This window comes from Hydrogenophaga laconesensis, from assembly GCF_031457235.1.
GTDB lineage: Bacteria > Pseudomonadota > Gammaproteobacteria > Burkholderiales > Burkholderiaceae_C > Hydrogenophaga > Hydrogenophaga laconesensis.
Genome location: NZ_JAVDWE010000007.1, coordinates 69,766 through 90,712, shown reverse-complemented (window position 1 = coordinate 90,712; position 20,947 = coordinate 69,766). Strand labels below are relative to the sequence as shown.

The 20,947-nt window shown below is 66.1% G+C and carries 21 protein-coding genes; 11 read left to right on the top strand and 10 right to left on the bottom strand.

Annotated features, from left to right (window positions below; all coding sequences use genetic code 11):
• Nucleotides 1-7: 7 nt before the first annotated feature.
• The 5 genes from J2X09_RS13720 to J2X09_RS13700 form a co-directional block, all read right to left on the bottom strand.
• Nucleotides 8-118 carry a cytochrome oxidase small assembly protein gene (locus J2X09_RS13720; protein WP_310308530.1) on the bottom strand — a complete coding sequence of 37 codons (111 nt, stop codon included), beginning with the start codon at nucleotides 116-118 and terminating at the stop codon, nucleotides 8-10.
• A 28-nt stretch (nucleotides 119-146) separates the two neighbouring features.
• Nucleotides 147-1,772 (bottom strand): cytochrome c oxidase subunit I, encoded by a 1,626-nt coding sequence (gene ctaD / locus J2X09_RS13715; RefSeq protein ID WP_204734094.1) that lies wholly within the window; start codon nucleotides 1,770-1,772, stop codon nucleotides 147-149.
• Between the two features lie 41 nt (nucleotides 1,773-1,813).
• Complete coding sequence (gene coxB / locus J2X09_RS13710; RefSeq protein WP_374726506.1) at nucleotides 1,814-2,989, bottom strand: cytochrome c oxidase subunit II; 1,176 nt, start codon at nucleotides 2,987-2,989, stop codon at nucleotides 1,814-1,816.
• Nucleotides 2,990-3,105: 116 nt separating this feature from the next.
• Nucleotides 3,106-3,588: a DUF2244 domain-containing protein gene (locus J2X09_RS13705; protein ID WP_204734095.1), complete on the bottom strand. Its 483-nt coding sequence runs from the start codon at nucleotides 3,586-3,588 to the stop codon at nucleotides 3,106-3,108.
• 188 nt (nucleotides 3,589-3,776) lie between these two features.
• The gene (locus J2X09_RS13700) at nucleotides 3,777-4,646 is read right to left on the bottom strand and encodes a methyltransferase domain-containing protein (protein ID WP_204734147.1); all 870 of its coding nucleotides are present in this window, start codon (nucleotides 4,644-4,646) and stop codon (nucleotides 3,777-3,779) included.
• A gap of 103 nt (nucleotides 4,647-4,749) precedes the next feature.
• On the opposite strand from J2X09_RS13700, the gene J2X09_RS13695 reads away from it, so the two are divergent.
• From J2X09_RS13695 to J2X09_RS13685, 3 genes are all read left to right on the top strand, one after another.
• Nucleotides 4,750-5,475, top strand: a complete 726-nt coding sequence (locus tag J2X09_RS13695; protein WP_310308526.1) for a ComF family protein — start codon at nucleotides 4,750-4,752, stop codon at nucleotides 5,473-5,475.
• A gap of 36 nt (nucleotides 5,476-5,511) precedes the next feature.
• A complete protein-coding gene (gene trmL, locus J2X09_RS13690; RefSeq protein ID WP_204734096.1) occupies nucleotides 5,512-5,985 on the top strand; it encodes a tRNA (uridine(34)/cytosine(34)/5-carboxymethylaminomethyluridine(34)-2'-O)-methyltransferase TrmL in 474 nt (157 codons plus the stop codon).
• Between the two features lie 106 nt (nucleotides 5,986-6,091).
• A complete protein-coding gene (locus J2X09_RS13685) occupies nucleotides 6,092-6,415 on the top strand; it encodes a hypothetical protein (protein ID WP_204734097.1) in 324 nt (107 codons plus the stop codon).
• Nucleotides 6,416-6,436: 21 nt separating this feature from the next.
• Here J2X09_RS13685 and J2X09_RS13680 read toward each other — a convergent pair whose 3' ends face one another.
• From J2X09_RS13680 to J2X09_RS13670, 3 genes are all read right to left on the bottom strand, one after another.
• On the bottom strand, nucleotides 6,437-6,892 hold the full coding sequence (locus tag J2X09_RS13680; protein ID WP_204734098.1) for a MaoC family dehydratase: 456 nt from the start codon (nucleotides 6,890-6,892) through the stop codon (nucleotides 6,437-6,439).
• Nucleotides 6,893-6,958: 66 nt separating this feature from the next.
• A complete protein-coding gene (locus tag J2X09_RS13675) occupies nucleotides 6,959-7,576 on the bottom strand; it encodes a nucleotide-binding protein (protein WP_204734099.1) in 618 nt (205 codons plus the stop codon).
• Between the two features lie 71 nt (nucleotides 7,577-7,647).
• A complete protein-coding gene (locus tag J2X09_RS13670; protein ID WP_204734149.1) occupies nucleotides 7,648-8,409 on the bottom strand; it encodes a sulfite exporter TauE/SafE family protein in 762 nt (253 codons plus the stop codon).
• Nucleotides 8,410-8,479: 70 nt separating this feature from the next.
• Here J2X09_RS13670 and J2X09_RS13665 point away from each other — a divergent pair, with 70 nt between their 5' ends.
• Nucleotides 8,480-9,118: a trimeric intracellular cation channel family protein gene (locus J2X09_RS13665; protein ID WP_204734100.1), complete on the top strand. Its 639-nt coding sequence runs from the start codon at nucleotides 8,480-8,482 to the stop codon at nucleotides 9,116-9,118.
• A 3-nt stretch (nucleotides 9,119-9,121) separates the two neighbouring features.
• Here J2X09_RS13665 and pcaF read toward each other — a convergent pair whose 3' ends face one another.
• Nucleotides 9,122-10,324 carry a 3-oxoadipyl-CoA thiolase gene (gene pcaF / locus J2X09_RS13660; RefSeq protein WP_204734101.1) on the bottom strand — a complete coding sequence of 401 codons (1,203 nt, stop codon included), beginning with the start codon at nucleotides 10,322-10,324 and terminating at the stop codon, nucleotides 9,122-9,124.
• A gap of 80 nt (nucleotides 10,325-10,404) precedes the next feature.
• Between pcaF and J2X09_RS13655 the strand changes: the two genes are divergently transcribed.
• On the top strand, nucleotides 10,405-10,839 hold the full coding sequence (locus tag J2X09_RS13655) for a DUF1841 family protein (RefSeq protein WP_204734102.1): 435 nt from the start codon (nucleotides 10,405-10,407) through the stop codon (nucleotides 10,837-10,839).
• 86 nt (nucleotides 10,840-10,925) lie between these two features.
• Here the strand turns inward: J2X09_RS13655 and J2X09_RS13650 are convergent, their stop codons facing one another.
• Nucleotides 10,926-11,579 (bottom strand): c-type cytochrome, encoded by a 654-nt coding sequence (locus J2X09_RS13650; protein WP_310308606.1) that lies wholly within the window; start codon nucleotides 11,577-11,579, stop codon nucleotides 10,926-10,928.
• A gap of 121 nt (nucleotides 11,580-11,700) precedes the next feature.
• Between J2X09_RS13650 and J2X09_RS13645 the strand changes: the two genes are divergently transcribed.
• The 6 genes from J2X09_RS13645 to J2X09_RS13620 all read left to right on the top strand — a co-directional run bounded on the left by J2X09_RS13645 (nucleotide 11,701) and on the right by J2X09_RS13620 (nucleotide 20,916).
• On the top strand, nucleotides 11,701-12,543 hold the full coding sequence (locus J2X09_RS13645; protein ID WP_204734103.1) for an AAA family ATPase: 843 nt from the start codon (nucleotides 11,701-11,703) through the stop codon (nucleotides 12,541-12,543).
• A gap of 120 nt (nucleotides 12,544-12,663) precedes the next feature.
• On the top strand, nucleotides 12,664-12,897 hold the full coding sequence (locus J2X09_RS13640; RefSeq protein ID WP_204734104.1) for a hypothetical protein: 234 nt from the start codon (nucleotides 12,664-12,666) through the stop codon (nucleotides 12,895-12,897).
• Nucleotides 12,898-12,905: 8 nt separating this feature from the next.
• On the top strand, nucleotides 12,906-13,499 hold the full coding sequence (locus tag J2X09_RS13635; RefSeq protein WP_204734105.1) for a GNAT family N-acetyltransferase: 594 nt from the start codon (nucleotides 12,906-12,908) through the stop codon (nucleotides 13,497-13,499).
• 20 nt (nucleotides 13,500-13,519) lie between these two features.
• A complete protein-coding gene (locus J2X09_RS13630) occupies nucleotides 13,520-14,707 on the top strand; it encodes a vWA domain-containing protein (RefSeq protein WP_204734106.1) in 1,188 nt (395 codons plus the stop codon).
• A gap of 7 nt (nucleotides 14,708-14,714) precedes the next feature.
• Nucleotides 14,715-16,751 (top strand): autotransporter assembly complex protein TamA, encoded by a 2,037-nt coding sequence (locus J2X09_RS13625; protein WP_204734107.1) that lies wholly within the window; start codon nucleotides 14,715-14,717, stop codon nucleotides 16,749-16,751.
• Nucleotides 16,752-16,758: 7 nt separating this feature from the next.
• Nucleotides 16,759-20,916 (top strand): translocation/assembly module TamB domain-containing protein, encoded by a 4,158-nt coding sequence (locus tag J2X09_RS13620; RefSeq protein ID WP_204734108.1) that lies wholly within the window; start codon nucleotides 16,759-16,761, stop codon nucleotides 20,914-20,916.
• Nucleotides 20,917-20,947 lie beyond the last annotated feature (31 nt).

The following is a 20,947-nucleotide window of genomic DNA, read 5'->3' as shown; positions in this document are numbered from 1 at the left end:
GCGCCGGTCAGAAACCGAGCAGGAAACGCTTGCCCACGAAACCGAAGAAGAACACGATGGCCACGGACGCCAGGATCAGGCCCAGGCGGCGATTGCTCTTCTTCTTTTCTGGTGTCATGGCGTTTCCGGACGAACGTTGCAGGGACTCAGCCAATCACCTTGGTGGCGGTCGAGTCGAGCCTGGGCGGGTTCTCGAAGGTGTGGAACGGTGCAGGCGAAGGCACTTCCCACTCCAGGCCCACGGCGCCTTCCCAGGGCTGCTGAACAGCCTTTTCGCCCTTGCCACGCATGGCGGGGATGATGACGGCAACGAAGAAGTACACCTGCGCCAGGCCGAAACCGAATGCGCCCACCGAAGCGATGGCGTTGAAATCAGCGAACTGCATGGGGTAGTCGGCATAACGGCGCGGCATGCCGGCCAGACCCAGGAAGTGCATCGGGAAGAAGGTGATGTTGAACGAGATCATCGACCACCAGAAGTGGATCTTGCCACGCGTTTCGCTGTACATCACACCGGTCCATTTGGGCAGCCAGTAGTAGATGCCGGAGAACATGGCGAAGAGCGAGCCGGCCACCAGCACGTAATGGAAGTGGGCCACCACGTAATACGTGTCCTGCATCTGGATGTCGATCGGCGCAACCGACAGGATCAGGCCCGTGAAGCCACCGATGGTGAACACGAAGATGAAGCCGACGGCCCACAGCATGGGCGTCTCGAAAGTCATCGAGCCCTTCCACATGGTGGCGATCCAGTTGAAGATCTTCACGCCCGTGGGCACGGCGATCAGCATGGTTGAATACATGAAGAAGAGCTGGCCGGTCACCGGCATGCCGGTGGTGAACATGTGGTGGGCCCACACGACGAAGGACAGGATGGCGATGGAACCGGTGGCATAGACCATGGAGGCATAGCCGAACAGCTTCTTGCGCGCGAAGGCGGGCACCACCTGGCTCACGATGCCGAAGGCGGGCAGGATCATGATGTAGACCTCGGGGTGGCCGAAGAACCAGAAGATGTGCTGGTACATCACCGGATCGCCGCCGCCGGCGGGGTTGAAGAAGCTGGTGCCGAAATGGCGGTCCGTCAGCGTCATGGTGATGGCACCGGCCAGCACGGGCATCACGGCGATCAGCAGGTAGGCGGTGATGAGCCAGGTCCAGCAGAACATGGGCATCTTCATCAGCGTCATGCCGGGGGCGCGCATGTTCAGGATGGTCACGATGATGTTGATCGAGCCCATGATCGACGAGGCACCGAGGATGTGCATCGCGAAGATGCCGGCATCCATCGAGGGGCCCATCTGCAGCGTCAGCGGCGCGTACAGCGTCCAGCCGGCGGCAGGGGCACCACCGGGCATGAAGAACGAGGCCACGAGCATGATGGCGGCGGGGATCATCAGCCAGAAGCTGAAGTTGTTCATCCGCGCGAAGGCCATGTCGGATGCGCCGATCTGCAGCGGGATCATCCAGTTCGCGAAGCCCACGAAGGCCGGCATGATGGCACCGAACACCATGATCAGGCCATGCATGGTGGTGAGCTGGTTGAACAGCTCGGGGTTCACCAGCTGCAGGCCCGGCTGGAACAGCTCGGCACGGATCAGCAGCGCCAGGACACCACCGATCATCAGCATGGTGAACGCGAACAGCAGGTACAGCGTACCGATGTCCTTGTGGTTGGTGGCGTAGACCCAGCGACGCCAGCCCGTGGGAGCGTGGTGGTCGTGATCGTGGTCGTGGCCGTGTGCGTCGTGGTGGTCAAGAACTGCACTCATGGTCGATTCCTTTGAGACTCAATATGGTTCTGGCGGACAGATCACTTGCGGGCGGCCAGCACTTCGGCCGGCTGCACGATCTGCTCGGTCTTGTTCGACCAGTTGTTCTTGGCGAAGGTCATCACCGCAGCGAGTTCGGTGTCGGACAGTTGCTTCCAGGAGGGCATGGAACCGCCGGCAGCGCCGTTGAGCACCACTTCGATCATCTTGCCGTGATCGGTGGCGGTCACGATGGCGGAGCCATCGAGAGGCTTGATCGGGCCAGCACCCTTGCCATTGGCCTGGTGGCAGGCCGCGCAGTTGGCGGCATAGACAGATTCGCCTCGCTTGACCAGGTCGGCCAGCGTCCAGACCTTGGTCGGGTCATCGGCGGCAGCGGCCATGGCCTTCTTGCGATCGGTCACCCAGGCGGTGTATTCCTCGGCCGACACCACCTTCACGTGGATCGGCATGTAGGCGTGTTCCTTGCCGCAGAGCTCGGCACACTGGCCATAGAAGTCACCGGTCTTCTCGGCGCGGAACCAGGTGTCCCGCACGAAACCGGGGATCGCGTCCTGCTTGACGCCGAAGGCCGGCACCATCCAGGCATGGATCACGTCGTTGGCGGTGGTGATGATCCGGACCTTCTTGTTGACGGGCACCACGAGCGGGTTGTCCACGCGCAACAGGTAATCGTCGGTCGGCTCGGGCTTGCCGCTGTTGGACATCAGGCGCTGGTTGTTGTCCAGGGTGGAGAGGAAACCGATGCCCTCGCCTTCGCCCTTCAGGTAGTCATAGCCCCACTTCCACTGCATGCCAGTGGCCTTGATGGTCAGGTCGCTGTTGGTGGTGTCTTTCTGGGCCACCAGCACCTTGGTGGCGGGCAACGCCATGCCGATGACGATGAGCAGGGGAACGATGGTCCAGCCCAGCTCCACCCAGATCGGCTCCGGCAGCTCCCGGGCCTTGTGGCCAGCTGCCTTGCGGTGCTTCAGGATGGAATAGAACATCACGCCAAAGACGATGACGAAGATGACGGCGCACAGCACCATCATGAACCAGTGCAGCCAGTGCTGTTCTTCGGCAATGCGGGTCACCGGCGGATGGAAGTTCAGCTGGTTGACCGCGGGCCCCCCCGCCAGATCCTTGACGGCCTGAGCAGCGACCGTGCTCCAGGCGCCTGCGCTCAACGCCAGCGTGGTCGCCACCGTGCGGATCGTGGTCCACCGGTTTCGCAGGGAATGCACCTTTTTATTCGTCGTACTCACTTTAAGCGCCTCAAATATAAGTATTGATTTATATCAATGCCGATTAGAACAAAATTTTCCGGGCTCACCTACCCAAAACACCACCGTCAAGCGCCACGCAAAGCTTGGCGAATCTCCCGCACCAGCACCGGCCTCAGCTCAGGACGCAAAAACCGCCCCAACCTGACCGTCTGCCCCCCGCCACGGACCTCGATCATCAGACCGTCTCCGCCATGCGGCTCAATCTGCACCCAGTCACGAACGAATTCGCTGCGCTTCACCCGTCCCGCCGTCTCCTGCTCCACCACCAGCCTGCCGTCCAGCAAGCGAATGCGCTCGCTGTCCGCGGCGTGTCGGGCATAGACCAGGAAGGCTGCCCCCACCGCGACCAACTCCAGCACCGCGAAAGGCAGCACCAGCATGGCTCCTTGCGACCAGAGGAATCCGGCCACACCCAACGACACGGCACACAGCGAGGCATACAGCCCTCCGAGTTGTGCCGGCGTGACCGAGCAGTTGCGTTTCAACGACCACTCCACGCCTTCTTCAGACTGGGTCGCGAAACGGAAAGCGTTGCAGGTAAGGCTCACCACCCACCACCGGTTCGGGCCACGCCCTGCCCGAAGGCGCGCGCGGCGACGCAGGGAAAATTCCCTCGAAATCTGGATAGCCGCCGATTGTAGCGGTGAGACGAGTGCAAACCCGAGGCAAAACCGTCACATCCGACTCGGACAATGCGCCTTCATCGCCGCGAACAGCCCATGCAACCGACCCGGGCTCAACCCCTTCGGCCTCGCAGCATGGCGCGCATGTCCTCCATCGGTACCGTCGTGGCGGGCCCCATGGCCACACGCGGCACGGGTTTGAAGGCGTGGCCGTAGATGATCTCGAAGGTCAGCAGGAGCCGGCCATCGGCAGCGCGCGGCAAGTCCGCTTCGATGGCGCGGCACAGCTGCGCACGCCATTCCCGCGATCGGCAGGCCGCAAAGCGCGACACATTCAGATTGCGCCCGAGCCCCCTCAATTCCGCCAGCAGTGGCTCTGCGCCGCTGTACGACAGGGTGATGCGCTCCATGTCCATCACCGGCTCGGCAAATCCGCTGTGCACGAGCATGTCACCCCAGTCGTGCATGTCGGTGAACGCATGGGACGGTTCCGGCCAGCCGTGCGCCATGTACACGGAGCGCAACTCGCGCAGGCTGTCAGGGCCCAGGCAGGAAAACATCAGGAAGCCGTCGGTCTCGATGTGCGAGTGCCAGCGCCTGATGAGGGTCTGGGGTCGAGGCTCCATGTGCAGCGCCATGTTGGCCCACAGCATGTTCACCCGTGTGTCAGCCGTGGCGGCCTGCGGTCCCTTCGTCCGGCCCCAGCTCAAGGGGTTCCAGCCAGGCCCACCGGTCTCGCGGGTGGCCTGCAAGGCGTTCGGAAGGCGTTGCGCGGCGATATGGCAGGGAGCGTCAGGCATCTGCCCGCGCAATTCCCGGTGCGCCAGCAGCCCCCCTCCCACCGGTTCCCAATGCAACCAGCTGGTGGGCAACTGCCGAAACCACTTCAGGCGTTCGGCCATGCGCGAAGCCACTTCCTCGTGCAGCCAGGGGCTGGTCGTCATGACACGTTGCTGCCAGCGCAGCGCAGCCACGGGATCCATGCCGGGCACGGTGGTTTCAACAGAGGGAGAAATGCTGCTCAAGAAAAATGCCGGAAAGCGGAACGTGGGGCGCAGAGGCGGCGCGCGTCAGTATATTGGCCCCATGTTCATGCACTGGCGCACTTTGTGGGATTCCCTGCCCGGCACCTGCCAGGTCTGCGGCGCATGGCCGTCCCGGCCCGTCTGCGAGGCCTGCACCTGCCGGTTCCAGGATGACGCCCCGCGCTGCACCACCTGCGCCACCCGCCTGCCGGCGGGCACCGTGCATTGCGGCCCTTGCATGAACCGGTCGGCTCCCGCGACCTTGCGTGCCTGCGCCGCTGCCGTGGACTACGCCTACCCGTGGGACGGGCTGATCGCCCGCTTCAAGTTCCGCCAGGAACCCGGTTGGGCAGGCCCATTCGCCCAGGAGATGCTGCGCAACCCGATGGCCGATGCGCTGCTGTCGCAATCCGACCTCATTGCCCCCGTACCGTTGGCGCCCGCCCGCCTGGCCGAGCGCGGCTACAACCAGGCCTGGGAACTGGTCAAGGCTCTGCGGCGCAGGCGGCCGCCGGGTTCACGCCCACCGGCTCTGGCCGATGCGCTCGTGCGGCTGATCGAGGCGCCCGCCCAGCACCGGCTCTCGCGTGAACAGCGCCTGAGCAACCTGCGAGGCGTGTTTGCCGCACACCCGATGCATGCGGCCCGACTGCGGGGCCGGCACGTGCTGCTGGTGGACGACGTGACCACGACGGGCGCCACGCTGCATGCCGCCGCCCAGGCGCTGATGCAGGCGGGAGCGGGATCGGTCAGTGCGCTGGTGTTCGCGCACACGCCTCCGCGTTAAGCTCGCCGCCCACGTTCACAGCGTCAGCCGCCTGTCATGTTCCATATTGTTCTCGTGCACCCCGAAATCCCGCCCAACACGGGCAATGTGATCCGCCTGAGCGCGAACACCGGCTGCACCCTGCACCTCATCGAGCCCCTGGGTTTCTCGATGGAAGACCGCCACATGCGCCGCGCAGGGCTGGACTACCACGAGTACGCCGAACTCAAACGCCACACCGACTGGGCCAGCTTCCTGCAGACCGCGGCACCCGACCCGCAACGCATGTTCGCCTTCACCACACGCGGCAGCCACAATGTGTTCGACAACCGATTCCAGAAAGGCGACTGGCTGGTGTTCGGTTCCGAAACCCAGGGACTGCCGGACGACTTGCGCGAATCATTCCCCCATGAGCAGCGCCTGCGATTGCCCATGCTGCCCGGCCAACGCAGCCTCAATCTCTCGAATGCGGTGGCGGTGACGGTGTTCGAGGCCTGGCGTCAGCTGCAATTTGCGATGCCTGTTCCGTGATGGAGGTCACGCTGAGCCCTGGTGGGTGAACACCATCGGGGCGGCAAGCGCGCACCATTGCACCATGTCCACTCCCCGAAACGGGGAGGTTTGCACGGAGACCCCCTTGATTTCCGCCCTGACACGCATGATCCGGGTGAATCTCGCGCCTCGACAGCGCGTCCACCGGAAGCCCAGCCTCAAAGATCTGGCCCAGATCCGGCGACAGCTTGCGCTCAGCATCGAAGACTGCACGAGCGAATCCGCGATCCGCTTGCGCAAGCAGATCGAACAGGCCCGCACGCCCCAGGAACTCTGGTTGCTGCGCAACGACGCCTACCAGCAGATTTCCCAGCAGCACGATCAGTCCATCGCGGCGGATCGCATCAACCGCCTGATCCAGCATTTCGATGGCTGGCTGGACCCCCGTCAACTCGTGCGGATCAACTGAGGTCGGTACCTCCCCCCGCACTCAGGGATATTGACGCACCAGCGATTCGGCAAAACACACCGGCTTCTCGGCGCCCTCGCGCTCCACCACCACTGCCCATGTCATCTGCAGGCCGCCCTGCTCGATCGGCTCGGTCGCCTGCAAGGTCAGACGGGCACGCAGGCGGCTGCCCACAGGCACGGGCGCCGTGAAGCGCACCCGGTTCAGCCCGTAGTTCACGCCCATGCGCGTGTTGCGGATGTCGAACGCCGACTCGAAAAACACCGGCAGCAGCGACAGCGTGAGAAAGCCGTGGGCGATCGGAGCGCCGAATGGCCCGGCCTTGGCCCGCTCCACGTCGACATGGATCCACTGATGGTCACCAGTGGCTTCGGCAAAGCGGTTGACCTGTTCCTGGGTGATCGTCACCCATTCGCTGACGGCCACTTCCTGGCCCACGGAGGCCGCGACTTCGGACAGGGATTCGAAGGTTTTCATGGCGGCGACTGTATCGCTGGCACCACGTTGCGCATGTCGGACCGGCGACACGGCTGCCGCGATCCGTCAGCGGTCAAGCCACTCGCAGGTGCCCTGCCACTGCCGCAGATCCTTCTCGACCCGGCTCGGCGTCACGTCGAACAGCGTGAGCCCGCGCGCCGCAAGGTGCACATAGTTCTGCGTGTCACGCAAGGCCCCCAGCACAGGCAGGCCCAGCCCGGTCACGAATTCGCCCAGTTTGTCAGCGGCGATCGTGCGCATGTCCACCCGCATGCCGACGATACCGACCTGCAGCTTGCCCCCGCGACGGGATTCGGCCAGTTCGTCGATGAAGGCGCGGGTGGCATAGATGTCGAAGATGCTGGGTTGCAGCGGCACGATGACCTTGTCGGCAATCTTCAGCACGTCCTTGAAACGCCAGCCGTGCAGGCCCGCCGGGGTATCCAGCACCACGTGGGTGACATCCTTGGGTGGCCGCGCGATCAGGTCCTGCGACACCTCCCAGGTCTGGATCGGCCGGGCCTCGGGCGGCCGCAGCTTGAGCCACAGCGCCGACGACTGCTGGCGATCGGCATCGCCCAGCATGACCGAGTGACCCTGGCGGGCAAAGTAGCCGGCGACGTTGGTCGACAGCGTGGACTTGCCAACGCCTCCTTTGGGATTCGCAATCACCACGATGGGCATGAAGAGCTCCTCTTTGTGTGCGGACGCCCCGTGCGGCGGCGCGTGGGCGATAGGGATGGGGGTACCGGGCGCTATGTTATCGCCACCGCGTCCCACACCAGTTTGCAACCCGTCAGGAACATGCCCAGATAGATGAGGCGGTAGAAGAGCTGGGGCTTGATCCGCTGGGCAATGCGAACGCCCATCCACACCCCAAGCGGTGCGAAGGGCATCAACGCCAGCGAGGTCGACATGTTTCGCAAGTCCAGCAGGCCCAGCCAGGCGTAGGGCACCCATTTGGCCAGATTGACGAAAAAGAACAGGAAAGCCAGCGTGCCGGTGAAGATCGCCGGGGGCATCCGAAGCGGGATCACATACGCGTTGAGTGGCGGCCCGCCTGCGTGGGCCACGAAGCTGGTGAACCCGGAGGTGACCGTGAGCAGTGCCCCCACCCAGCGCGGCGGCGGCACGCTGTCCGGCCGCGGCGGAAACAGCAGGCGCTGGGCCAGGAACATCAGGGTGAACACGCCCACGAGGCCTGCGACCACACGGGCATCGAGCAGCTTGAACAGCAAGGCACCCACCACCACGCCGAACAGGCTGCAGGGCAACAGGAATGTCAGGAGTTTGCGATCAAAGTTCTTGCGGAACGCGGCAATACCGAGCAGGTCCATGAGCAGCAGCACCGGCATCAGGATGGCCGCCGCCTGAGGCACGGTGACCGCCAGCGCCATCAACGGCACGGCGAGCGAGCCGAAGCCCGCGCCGAAACCGCTCTTGCTGATGCCCAGCAGGAGCACCGCAGGAATCGCGACAAGATAGAACTGAGGATCGGTGATGAGAGGGAGATTCAAGCTCACGATTGTCGCCGCACGCGGCCAACGGTCTCGCCACCATCGAGTTCAAGGCGGCGAGAATTGGCACATGCACAACATTCAGTTCTGGGGCGAGACGCTGCGCTTGCTGGTCGAACTGGCCGCCACCGCGGCCTTCGCGCTGTCCGGCATCCTGATGGGCGCGCGCATGCGGCTGGACGCAGTCGGCGTGGCGGTGGTCGGTTTTCTGGCCGCGTTCGGCGGCGGCACGCTGCGCGACCTGCTGCTCGATCAGCGACCGTTCTTCTGGGTGCGTCACGTGGAGATGCTTTGGGGCGTGCTGGCCTTGTGTGTGCTGGCGATGGCGTTCCTGCGCGGTCGTCACGTGAAGCTGACCGAGCGGGCGATCCAGTGGCCCGATGCGCTGGGCCTGGGTTTGTTCACGGCCACGGGCGTGCATCAGGCCCTGCTGCTGGACATGCCCGCCCTGGTGGCCGTGCTGATGGGCCTGATCACCGGCGTCTTCGGCGGCGTGTTGCGCGACGTGGTCTGCAACGAGATCCCCACCGCGTTCAAGGACCACCGGCCCTACGCACTCTGCGCATTTGCCGGCGGCTGGCTGTATGTGGGCCTGTGGACCATGGAGGTACCAGGCTGGATGGCGCTGGCGGCCTGCGTCGTGTTCACGGCCGGGCTGCGCGGTCTTGCCCTGTGGCGCAACTGGCAGCTGCCGGCCTGGAAACTCTGAACCTCAGACTTTTTCGATGACGAGGGCGATGCCCTGCCCGACGCCGATGCACATGGTGCACAGCGCGTAGCGCCCCCCCGTGGCGTGCAGCCGGTTGACAGCGGTGGTCGCCAGCCTGGCCCCGCTGGCGCCCAGCGGGTGCCCCAGCGCGATCGCGCCACCCCACGCGTTCACCCGCTCGTCGTCGTCCTTCAGGCCCAGCAGGCGCAGCACCGCCAGCCCCTGTGCCGCGAACGCCTCGTTGAGTTCGATCACGTCCATCTGCTCCAGCGCGAGGCCTGTGAGGGCCAGCACCCTCTGCGTGGCCGGTGCCGGACCGATGCCCATCACGCGCGGCGCCACCCCGGCCGTGGCCATGCCCACGATGCGCGCCTTGGGCGTCAGCCCGTTCTTCGCCGCCGTCGCCTCATCGGCCAGCAGCAGCGCGCAGGCGCCGTCGTTCACGCCGCTGGCGTTGCCCGCCGTCACCGTGCCGTCGGGGCGCACCACGCCCTTCAGTTTCGCCAGCGCCTCCAGGCTGGTCTCGCGCGGGTGCTCGTCCTTGTCCACCACCAGCGCATCGCCCTTCTTTTGCGGGATCGTCACCGGCACGATCTCGCGCGCCAGGTGCCCGGCCTTCTGCGCGGCCACGGCCTTGAGCTGGCTGGCCAGCGCCATGCGGTCCTGCGCCTCGCGCTCGATCTTGTAATCCACCGCCACGTTCTCGGCCGTCTCGGGCATGGAGTCCACGCCGTACTGGGCCTTCATCAGCTTGTTGACGAAGCGCCAGCCGATGGTGGTGTCGTAGACCGCGTTGGCGCGGCTGAAGGCGGACTCCGCCTTGGGCATGACGAAGGGCGCGCGGCTCATGCTCTCCACGCCGCCGGCGATCATGAGGCCGGCCTCGCCGGCCTTGATGGCACGCGCCGCACTGCCCACGGCATCCAGGCCCGAGCCGCAGAGGCGGTTGATGGTGGCGCCAGGCACCTCCAGGGGCAGGCCGGCGAGCAGGGCGGCCATGCGGGCGACGTTGCGGTTGTCCTCGCCGGCCTGGTTGGCGCAGCCGTAGAGCACGTCGGTGACGGCGGCCCAGTCGACGCTGGGGTTGCGCTGCATGAGCGCCTGGATGGGCAGCGCGCCGAGGTCGTCGGCTCGCACGCTGGAAAGGGCGCCGCCGTAGCGGCCGAAGGGCGTGCGGATCGCGTCGCAGATGAAGGCTTGGGTCATGGGTGATCTCCTCGGGTGAACCCGCGACTGTAACCAAGCCGGGCGCAAGGACGCACGGCATGGGGGAGAATCCCCGCACCATGTTCAACCCCTCCCAAGCCGATGTGCGGCGTTTTTTCTGCTCGGTCCATCAGAAGCAGTTGCAGCAGCAACCGATGGAGGCGATTGAAACGCTGGCCAGCCAATGGATCGCCGAGCACCCGGAGCACCACGGCGAATTGAGTGATCTGGACGCGGCACTGGCACGCCTGGGTGAACCCGACACAGGACGTGACAACCCCTTCCTGCACCTGTCCATGCACCTCTCGATCAGCGAACAGTGCAGCATCGACCAGCCACCGGGCATCCGCCAGGCCGTGGAACTGCTGGCGGCACGGCGCGGCGATCTGCATATGGCCCACCACGAGGTGATGGAGTGCCTGGGCACCATGCTCTGGGAAAGCCAGCGCGCGGGGCGGCCACCCGATGGACAGGCCTACATCGACGCGGTGCGGCGCCGGGCAACGAAAGACTGAGCCTCCGAGGGATCTGCCACACGACGGACAACAAAACAAAAGGGCCGCTCATGGAGCGGCCCTTTTGCTGTTGGAAAGCGCGGGGATCAGCGGAAGCGCGACTGCGGCACCACCTTGAGTTCGCCTTCGACGGTTGACAGGTACTTGGCGATCTCGCGCATTTCGGCCGGCGTGTACTGCTTGGCGATGCCGGCCATGATGCCGTTGGAGCGGCCGATCATGGCGTTGCCTTCGACGGTATAGGACTTGAGAGCGACGAACAGGTAGTCGGCGTGCTGGCCACCGATCTTGGGGTAGCTCGGGTCGATCGGCTTGCTGAAGTTCGCGCCATGGCAGGAAGCGCACGCACCCTTCTCGATCAGGGCTGCGGCTGCGGTGTTCGCGGTGCGCGGCGTTTCGGGAGCGGTCTTGTCGGCCTGGGAAGCATAGTAGGCGCCGAGATCGGCCATGTCCTGCTCGCTCAGCGAGCCCGCGATGCCACGCATGGTGGGGTGCTTGCGGTCGCCCTTCTTGTAAGCGTTCAGTGCCGCAACGATGTACTTGTCCGTCTGGCCGGAGATCTTGGGAACCTTGTGGATCTCGGGGAAACTGTTCTGGTAGCCGGGAATGCCATGGCAACCGATGCACATCTCAGCCTTCTTGTGGCCAGCCTGCACATCACCTGTCACGCCCTGAGCCTGGGCGGCGAGAGCGACGGAGAACGTCGCAGCGGCGACAAGGGTTCGGACAATCGTGGACAACATTGGAATCATTTTGCAAGCACAATGAATGGAACCGGCTGAAAAAATCAACCGCCGATTATATAGACTGGTATTCACCTCTGGTAACACCCCTGCCAACCTTCGCACAAGGCGTTTTTTCATGAAATTCCAAGGCTCCGAGAACTACGTCGCCACGCAGGACCTGATGCTGGCCGTGAACGCCGCCATCACGCTCAAGCGTCCGCTGCTCGTCAAGGGCGAGCCCGGCACAGGCAAGACGATGCTGGCCGAGGAAGTGGCCGCCGCGCTCAAGATGCCGCTGTTGCAATGGCACATCAAGAGCACCACCAAGGCACAGCAGGGCCTGTACGAATACGACGCCGTGAGCCGCCTGCGCGATTCGCAACTGGGCGACGAACGCGTGAAGGACATCCACAACTACATCGTCAAGGGCGTGCTCTGGCAGGCGTTCACGGCGGACGAGCCGGTGGCGCTGCTCATCGACGAGATCGACAAGGCCGACATCGAATTCCCCAACGACCTGCTGCGCGAGCTCGATCGCATGGAGTTCTACTGCTACGAGACGCACGAGATGATCCGCGCCAGGCACCGCCCGCTGGTGTTCATCACCTCGAACAACGAAAAGGAGCTGCCGGACGCCTTCCTGCGGCGCTGCTTCTTCCACTACATCAAGTTCCCCGATGCCGACACCATGCAGCGCATCGTGGACGTGCACTTCCCGACGCTCAAGAAGGAGCTGCTGACCGTCGCGATGAAGACCTTCTACGACGTGCGCAACCTGCCTGGCCTCAAGAAGAAGCCCAGCACCTCGGAGTTGCTGGACTGGCTCAAGCTCCTGATGGCCGAGGACATTCCGCTCGAAGCGCTGCAGAGCGCCGACAGCAAGGTCAGTGTGCCGCCGCTGGTGGGCGCGTTGCTCAAGAACGAGCAGGACACCACCCTCTTCGAGAAGCTGGTCTTCATGAACCAGAGGAATCGATGATCACCCCGTTGCTTGCCCACTTCGTGTGGCCGCATCCCCTTCAAGGAGCGACGCCAGCCGTCGGCAAAGCCGGCCCGGCGGCGTCCCGCGATCTGCCTGATTGCGATCGGAAGAATTGATATGGACCCGAAAACCCGACATGCGTTGAAGGAAGGTCTGGCCGACGCGTCCGGCTTTGTCATCGGTTCCCTGGGCGGCTGGGCGCTGGGACAGCAGCTGGGTCTCGATTTCTTCGCAGCGCCCGATGCATTCGGCTGGCGTGAGATGGCCGGGCTGGCGCTGATCGCCCTGGGTGCTGGCGTGGGCAAGATCGTGGCGCGCAGGATCATCGCGCCACCGCCGCCTTCCACCTGAACTGCACGATGGCCTTCGTCGAACCCGTCACCCTGCGCGCCAACGGCATCGCCCTGGTCCCGCTTTCGCTCGACCACGAAGCCGGCTTGCGCGCAGCCGCTGCCGATGGCGAGCTCTGGAAGCTGCGCATCACCTCGGTGCCGGAGCCGGAACAGACGCGTGGCTACATCGAATCGGCACTGCAGATGCGCGCCGAAGGCCACCGCTTCGCATTCGCCGTGACGGATGAAACCAGCGGCGATGTGCTGGGCAGCACCAGCTTCCACGACATCCTGCCTGCCGTGAAGCGGGTCGAGATCGGCTGGACGTGGTACGCGCGCCGCGTGCAGCGCACCCATGTGAACACCACCTGCAAGCTGCTCATGATGGGTCACGCCTTCGACACGCTGGGCTGCCATGTGGTGGGCTGGCGCACCGACAACTTCAACTTCACCTCGCAGCGCGCCATCGAGCGCCTGGGCGCGAAGAAGGACGGCGTCATTCGCGGGCATGCCCTGCGCCGCGACGGCACCATCCGCGACACGGTGATGTACAGCATGCGCTCGGGCGAATGGCCGGAGGCGAAGGCGCAGTTGCTGTACCTGAGGGACAAGCACGCCTGAAAGGGCCCTGGGGGACCGCCATGCTGATCGACTTCTTCTACACGCTGCGTTCGGCCAAGCTGCCCGTCTCTGTCAAGGAATACCTCACGCTGCTCGAGGCGCTGCAGGCCGACGTGGTCGGACCCCGCAACCCCGAGGCCTGCTCGATGGACGACTTCTACTTCCTGGCACGCACCGCGCTGGTGAAGGACGAGAAGCACTACGACAAGTTCGACCGCGCCTTCGCCGCCTACTTCAAGGGCGTGGAAATGATCGCGGACTTCACCAAGCCGATTCCGGCCGACTGGTTGCGACAGGAGATGGAGCGCATCCTCTCGGAGGAGCAGAAGGCCAACGCCCCGAAGCTGGACTGGGACGAGCTCATGGAGACGTTGAGAAAGCGTCTGGAAGAGCAGAAGGAGCGCCACGAAGGTGGCAGCAAATGGATCGGCACGGGCGGCACCTCGCCATTCGGCAACAGCGGCCAGAACCCGCAGGGCATCCGTATCGGTGGCAAGGGTGGCAACAAAAGCGCGGTGAAGGTCTGGGAACAGCGCAGCTACCGCGACTACGACGACACGCAGGAGCTGGGCACGCGCAACATCAAGGTGGCCCTGCGCCGCCTGCGCAAGTTCGCGCGCGAGGGCAACGACCTGGAACTGGACCTGCCCGACACCATCCGCTCCACCGCCGCCAATGCCGGCTACCTGGACATCAAGATGATTCCGGAGCGGCACAACAACGTGAAGGTGCTGCTGCTCATGGACGTGGGTGGCACGATGGACGAGCACATCCAGCGCGTGGAAGAGTTGTTCTCGGCCGTCAAAAGCGAGTTCAAGCACCTCGAGTTCTACTACTTCCACAACTGCGTCTACGACTTCATGTGGAAGAACAACCGGCGCCGTTACGCCGAGAAGTTCCCGACCTGGGACATCATCCGCAAGTACAACAAGGACTACAAACTGATCTTCGTCGGCGACGCCACGATGAGTCCTTACGAAATCTTGCAACCGGGCGGCAGCGTTGAATACAACAATGAAGAGGCTGGTGCCGAGTGGCTGCAACGCCTCACACACGCATTTCCCCGTTTTGCGTGGATCAACCCGGAACCCCAGGGGGTGTGGCAGTATCGACAGAGCATCAGCGTGATCCAGCAGCTGATGGGCCAGCGGATGTACCCGCTGACCCTGAAGGGGCTGGAAGACACAATGCGCTTGCTCTCGAAATAACGGCCGCATGAACCTTCCTCTCCCGGGCCGTGCCCCCTGGTTGGCATGGTCTTTCCTGCTTTGCGCGACCTTGTTGTGGCCACACGCCGCACGCGCCCAGGCAGCGCCCGAGCCGATCACGGTGCCAGGCAACAGCACCGATGCGTCTGACGCGGATGACGTCGACAGCGACACCCCTCGCCGTCCGCGCGACAACCGCGCGCCCGTGGCTCCGCGTTTCGAGATCGACATGCAGGCGCCCGACGAAGCCATGCGCGACTTTCTCCTGCGCCACATGGAGGTGCAGCGCTACCGCGAACTGCGCAATCTCGACGCCAGCGAACTCGGCCGCCTGCTCGCACAGGCACCGGCCAACGTGCGCGAGCTGCTCGCCACGCTGGGCCACTTCTCGCCCACTGTGGAGGTGGTTCCACCACCCGGCCTTGGCGATGCGGTGGCGGACACCGGCAACAACGAACGCCGCGCGACGCCCTCCTCGCTGGGCACCATCACCGTCAGGGTCGACCCCGGGCCGGTCACGCAGGTGGCATCGGTCACGGTGTCTTTCGTGGGCGATATCGCCAACGCACCTGAGGCCGAGGCGCAGCGTGCCGACATCCGGCGGGAAGCGGGGCTGATCGCAGGCCTGCCCTTCTCACAGGCCGACTGGGACCGCACCAAGACCGTTGCACTGAGAAGGTTGATCGCGCAACGCTACCCCTCGGGTCGCGTGCAGAACAGCCTGGCCGACATCGACAGCGAAGCCCACCAGGCGCGCCTCTACATCGAACTCGACTCCGGCAAAGCCATGCGCATGGGCGAGGTCGTGGTGCAAGGCGCCGAGCGCTACGACGCCATCACCGCCGAGCGGCTGGTGCGCCTGACCGGCCTGACACCGGGCAGTGACTACGACCTCGAGAAGCTGCAGGACGCGCAGCGGCGCATTGCCGAGAGCGGCTACTACGACTCGGTCTTTGTGTACGTGGAACCCACGCCCGACGGCGAGACGCTGCCGGTGATGGTGCAGCTGCGCGAGAGCAAACGCCAGAAGGTCGTGATCGGTATCGGCGGGAGCACCGACAACGGTGCCCGCCTGTCGCTGGAACACACGCACAACAGCGTGCCGGGCATCGGCTGGCGTGCGGTCAGCAAGCTGCGACTCGAACGCGACGACCAGCTCGCCAGCACCGACTGGAGCTCGATCCCCAACGACGACGGCTGGCGCAAGATCGCCGGCGCGCAGGCGGCCAAGCAACTGGACGACTTCACCACCACCACCAGCCAGCGCCTGCGCGTGGGGCAGGCACAACTCGGCGTGGAATACGACCGCAGCTTCTACCTGCAATACGACCGTGCCCTGGTGACGAGCACGTTGCTCTCCGCCGCCGCACAGGAAGAGGCCAAGTCATCCATCAGCGCGAACTACGCGTGGACGCGGCGCCGCTTTGACGATCTGGTGTTTCCGCACCGCGGCTACGGCCTCGCCGTGGAACTCGGCATCGGTTACACCTTGGGCACCACACGCCTGCCGTTTGCCCGAACGAGCGCGCGCTGGCTCACCTACTGGCCCCTGGGAGCGATCTCGCGCGCGGCGGATCCGGCGCCTGGGCAGCCTCGTGACATGAGCGCACCGGGCCGACGCACGCAGCTCGGCCGCCTCGCACTGCGTGTCGAAGGCGGCGCCGTGGTGGCACGCGACAACGCCCCCATTCCAGACACGCAGCTTTTCATCACCGGCGGCGACAACACCGTGCGTGGCTATGGCCTGCGCGACATCGGTGTGACCCGCGCCGACGGCAGCATCGGGCCAGGCCGCTACAAGGGCGTGGTGAGCCTGGAATGGCAACGCCCGATCTTCAACGCCGACCAGCGCTCGAACTGGGAGAACGCGATCTTCATCGACGGCGGTGCCATCGCCAACAAGGCCGGTGACCTCAAACCCGTGTGGGGCGTGGGCACCGGCATCCGCTACAACAGCCCGGTCGGCGCACTGCAGCTGGACCTCGCCTACGGCCTGGAGGTCAAGCGCTTCCGCATCCACCTCAACGTGGGGTTCACATTCTGAACGGCACATGAGCATCGACCCGGAAGCACCCCTCGATCGCACCGCTCCGCCGCCTTCGCGTGTGGGTCGTGCGGTGCGCTGGGTGGTCGGCGGGCTGGTCTCCACCGTGCTGCTCGTCCTGCTCGGCTTTGGTCTGTGGGCTGCCTCGCCAGGCTCGCTGGCACAGGCCATCGGCTGGGGCCAGTCGTTCATGGCGCGGCAAGGACCCGAGGCAGGCACGCTGGATGTGAGCGATGTGCAAGGCAGCCTTTTTCGCGGTGGCCAGATTGCACACCTGCAATGGCAGCGCGATGGCCTGAGCGTGACGGCGACCGACACGCGCATCGGCCTCAGCACCTGGTTCTGGGCAGACGCCCTGCTCGGACGTGGCGTGCGGCTTTCACAGCTCGACATCGGTCGCCTGCAGATCGACGATCAGCGCCCGCCACAACCCTCAGCGTCCCCGGAACCGCTGCAGCCGATCACGCTCCCGCTGCCGGTCACTTTGCCCTGGTCCATCGGCGAGCTGGCGCTGGCCGGCGGCGAACAGCCCCTCACACTCAGCGGCATGAAAGGCCAGTACCGCTACCGCCCGGCCGACCGGGCCTGGAACCTGGGTGTGGCCGATGCACACCAGTTCGATCTGGACAGCGTGGAGGTGGCGGGTGGGCGGTATCAGGCCCAGGCCATTCTGGGCGCTCAGGCCCCCATGCCACTGCGGGTGGACGCCAGCGGCGAGGTGCGGACCACGGTGCCCGGTGGCGAAGCCATGACCCTTCAAGCCATTGCACGCATCGCCGGCAGCCTGGGCGCCACCGACGCTGCGCTCGATGCCAGCGCGAGTGTCAAGGCCACGGGTGGCAGCGCCCAGGCCGACGCCCCCACGCTCGACGCCAAGGCCCGCTTGCGTCCCTGGTGGCCGCAACCCATCGAAACGGTCGACGCCACCATGGAGCGCATCGACCTCGCCGCGTTCTGGCCACAGGCACCGGTGACGCAGTTCAGCGGCACGGTGAAGGCGCAGCCCGAAGGCGAGGCCTGGCGCGCCGAGCTGCAGCTGGCCAACGCGGCCAGCGGCCCGGCCGATCGTCAGCGTCTGCCGATCGAACAGATCGGCGCGGCGCTGGAGCAGCGCGGCACCCGTTGGACGCTGTCGCGGCTGGAGGCACAGCTGGGCGGTGGCCGTGTGCAAGGCCAAGGCCAGTGGGAGCCCGCCACCGGCCCTCAGGCCTCGCCCTTGGGTGAATGGCAGGGCGAGATCACCGCCAGCCGCATCAACCCGGCCCGACTCTGGAGCAGCATCGCGGCTGCCGCGCTCGACGGCAAGGTCACCGCGCGCACGGTGGACGCCAACACCGCGCAGGCCGCCATCGATCTGAGCGCGCGCGTGCAACCCTCGGGCACCCAACCGAGGGATGGCTCCCTGACCGGCGTGCGCCTGCGCGAACTCGATGCCAGCGCCCGCTGGCGCCCGCGCCCGGACGATGCCGCGCAGGGCGTGCTCGAACTGCGCGAGCTCCGGCTGGCCGCCGCCGATGCCACGCTCGACGGCAAAGGCGCTTTCGATACGCGGGCGCGCAGCTTCGACGGCCAGGCCGCGCTGCAGCTGCCCGGCGCGCAGCTCAACTGGAAAGGCAGGACAGCGCATGCCCAAGGCAACGGCAATCTGGACCTGAACCTCGACGACGCCAGCCGCGTGCTGGCCTGGGTGCGCAGCCTGCAGACCCTGCCAGTGGTCGGCGCACAGATCCGCACGGCACTGGATGGACAACCCGGCCTGCAGGCCGAGGGCAGCGCCCGGCTCAACGCCGAATGGCAGGGTGGTCTGGGCGTGTTCGGCTACCCCCCTCCGGCGAACGGCGCCACCACCGCGGCACCGCCCCGCCTGCAGGTGACGCTGGATGCACCGCGCCTGCGCGCCACGCGAAACGTGGCCACCGGCAACGCGGACAACCCGAGCACCACGCAAACGATCAACCTCGCCGCACTGCGCCTGCGCGCCAGCGGCCCGCCCGATCGCCTGGACCTCGGCCTGGCGGGCCGTGCCGAACAAGGCCCCTGGAGCGCCACGCTCGACACCCAGGGCGTGCTGCAACTGGGCCATGCACGCCAGCCCGACATCGACACGGGCCGCCTCGAACTGAGCCGCCTGAAGCTGCAGGCCACCGACAGCGCGCGCCCCGACCGTACGGTGGAGTGGACGCTGGAGAGCGCCGCCGCGCTCGCCATGCAATGGCAAGGGGCGCGCAGCGGCGTGCTGCAGGTGCAGGCCGACCCCGGGCAACTGCGCCTGCAACCCGACTTCCGCCGTCGCACCACGCCGGCACCCGCGCCCGCCGTGGCCGTGTCTGCCGCCACCGTGGCCGCAGCAGCGGCCACGCCCACCGTCACCACCCCCATGACCCTGGCCTGGGACCGCATCACCTGGCGGGCGGGTGCGCTGGAGACGCGCGGTGAACTCACCGGACTGCCCCTGTCGTGGGTCGACGCACTCGCCACCGCCGAAGGTGCACGCCACGGCCCTCTGGCCGAATCCGGCCTCGGCGGTGACGTCGTGTTCGACGGTGCGTGGGACCTCACCCTGCCCGCCGACAGCAACCAACCCCCTCGCCTCACGGCGCGGCTGCAGCGGCGCAGCGGCGACCTTTCCGTCCAGACCGACGGTGCCTTCGACGAGAACACCAGCTCCACCCAGCGCCTGCAGACCGGCATCCGCGAAGCCCAGTTGAATGTCGAAACGCGGGGCAGCAACGTGGTGGCCCGATTGCGCTGGAACAGCGAACGCCTGGGCCAGGCCAGTGCGGATGTGAGCACGGCACTGAGCCCGCCCGGCGGTGAGCAGGCCGCATGGCACTGGGGCGAACAGGCGCCGCTGCGTGGCACCGTCAAAGCCAGCCTGCCCCAGATGGGCGTGTGGTCGGCGCTGGCCCCACCGGGCTGGCGCGTGCGCGGCTCACTCGGCGCCGACCTGACCGTTGGCGGCACACGGGACAAACCCCTGCTCAACGGCTCGCTCAACGCCGACGACCTCGCCCTGCGTTCGCTCGTCAATGGCATTTCCTTCTCGCGCGGCCAGTTGCGCGCCACGCTCGCGGGCGAACGCATCACGATCGACCGGTTCTACCTGCAAGGGCGCGGCGGCGCGGACAACGGCGGCACACTGCTGGCCACCGGCAGCACCGAATGGCGCACCGTCACGGTGGAGGGACAGCCGCGCCGCCAACCCTACATCAGCCTGCAGGCCAATGCCGACAAGCTGCGCGTGTCCACCCGCGCCGACCGCATGCTCACGCTTTCCGGCCAGTTGCAGGCAGAACTCGCGGGCACCGCCCTGCAACTGCGCGGCAAGCTCACCGCCGACAGCGCCCTGTTCGTGCTGCCCGACGAATCCACGCCCACCCTGGGCGACGACGTGGTGGTGCGCGGCACCGAGCGGCCACTGGAAGACCCGAACGCCTTCCGCGTGCAGCCCGACGTGCTGGTGGACCTGGACCTGGGCAACAACTTCGAGGTGCGCGGCCAGGGCCTGCAGACCCGCCTGTCCGGCGAACTCAACGTGCGCAGCACGCCCGCCTCACCCGCACCACGCGTGCTGGGCGAGGTGCGCACCGTGCGTGGCACGTACCGCGCTTACGGCCAGCGGCTCAACATCGAAACGGGCCTTCTGCGTTTCAACGGGCCTTACGACAACCCCACGCTGGACATCTCCGCCGTGCGCCCCAACACCACGCAGCGCGTGGGCGTGCTCATCAGCGGCAACGCGCAGGCGCCGCGCGTGCGGCTGTTCTCCGACCCCGAGCTGCCCGACAGCGAAAAGCTCGCCTGGCTGGTGCTGGGCCGCCCGGCCAGCGGCGCGGGCGCCGAGGCCGCCGTGCTGCAACAGGCGGCGTTGGCCCTGCTGGCTCGAAACGGGGGCAATCTGGACGGTGGCCTGGCAGGCGCCTTCGGCCTGGACGAACTGTCCTTCGCCGGCAGTGCGACGAACGCCGATGGCACCACCTCGGCGGCCGCCCTCACGCTGGGCAAGCGCCTGTCCAACAAGCTCTACCTCACGTACGAGAGCAGCCTGGCAGGTGCGATGGGCACGGTGTCGATGTTCTACGACATCTCGCGCCGCGTGACGGTGCGGGCCCGAGCGGGCGAAGAGAACGCCATCGACCTCATCTTCACCACGACATTTGACTGACCCCCGCGAGGACGAAACCCATCCCCGCGCC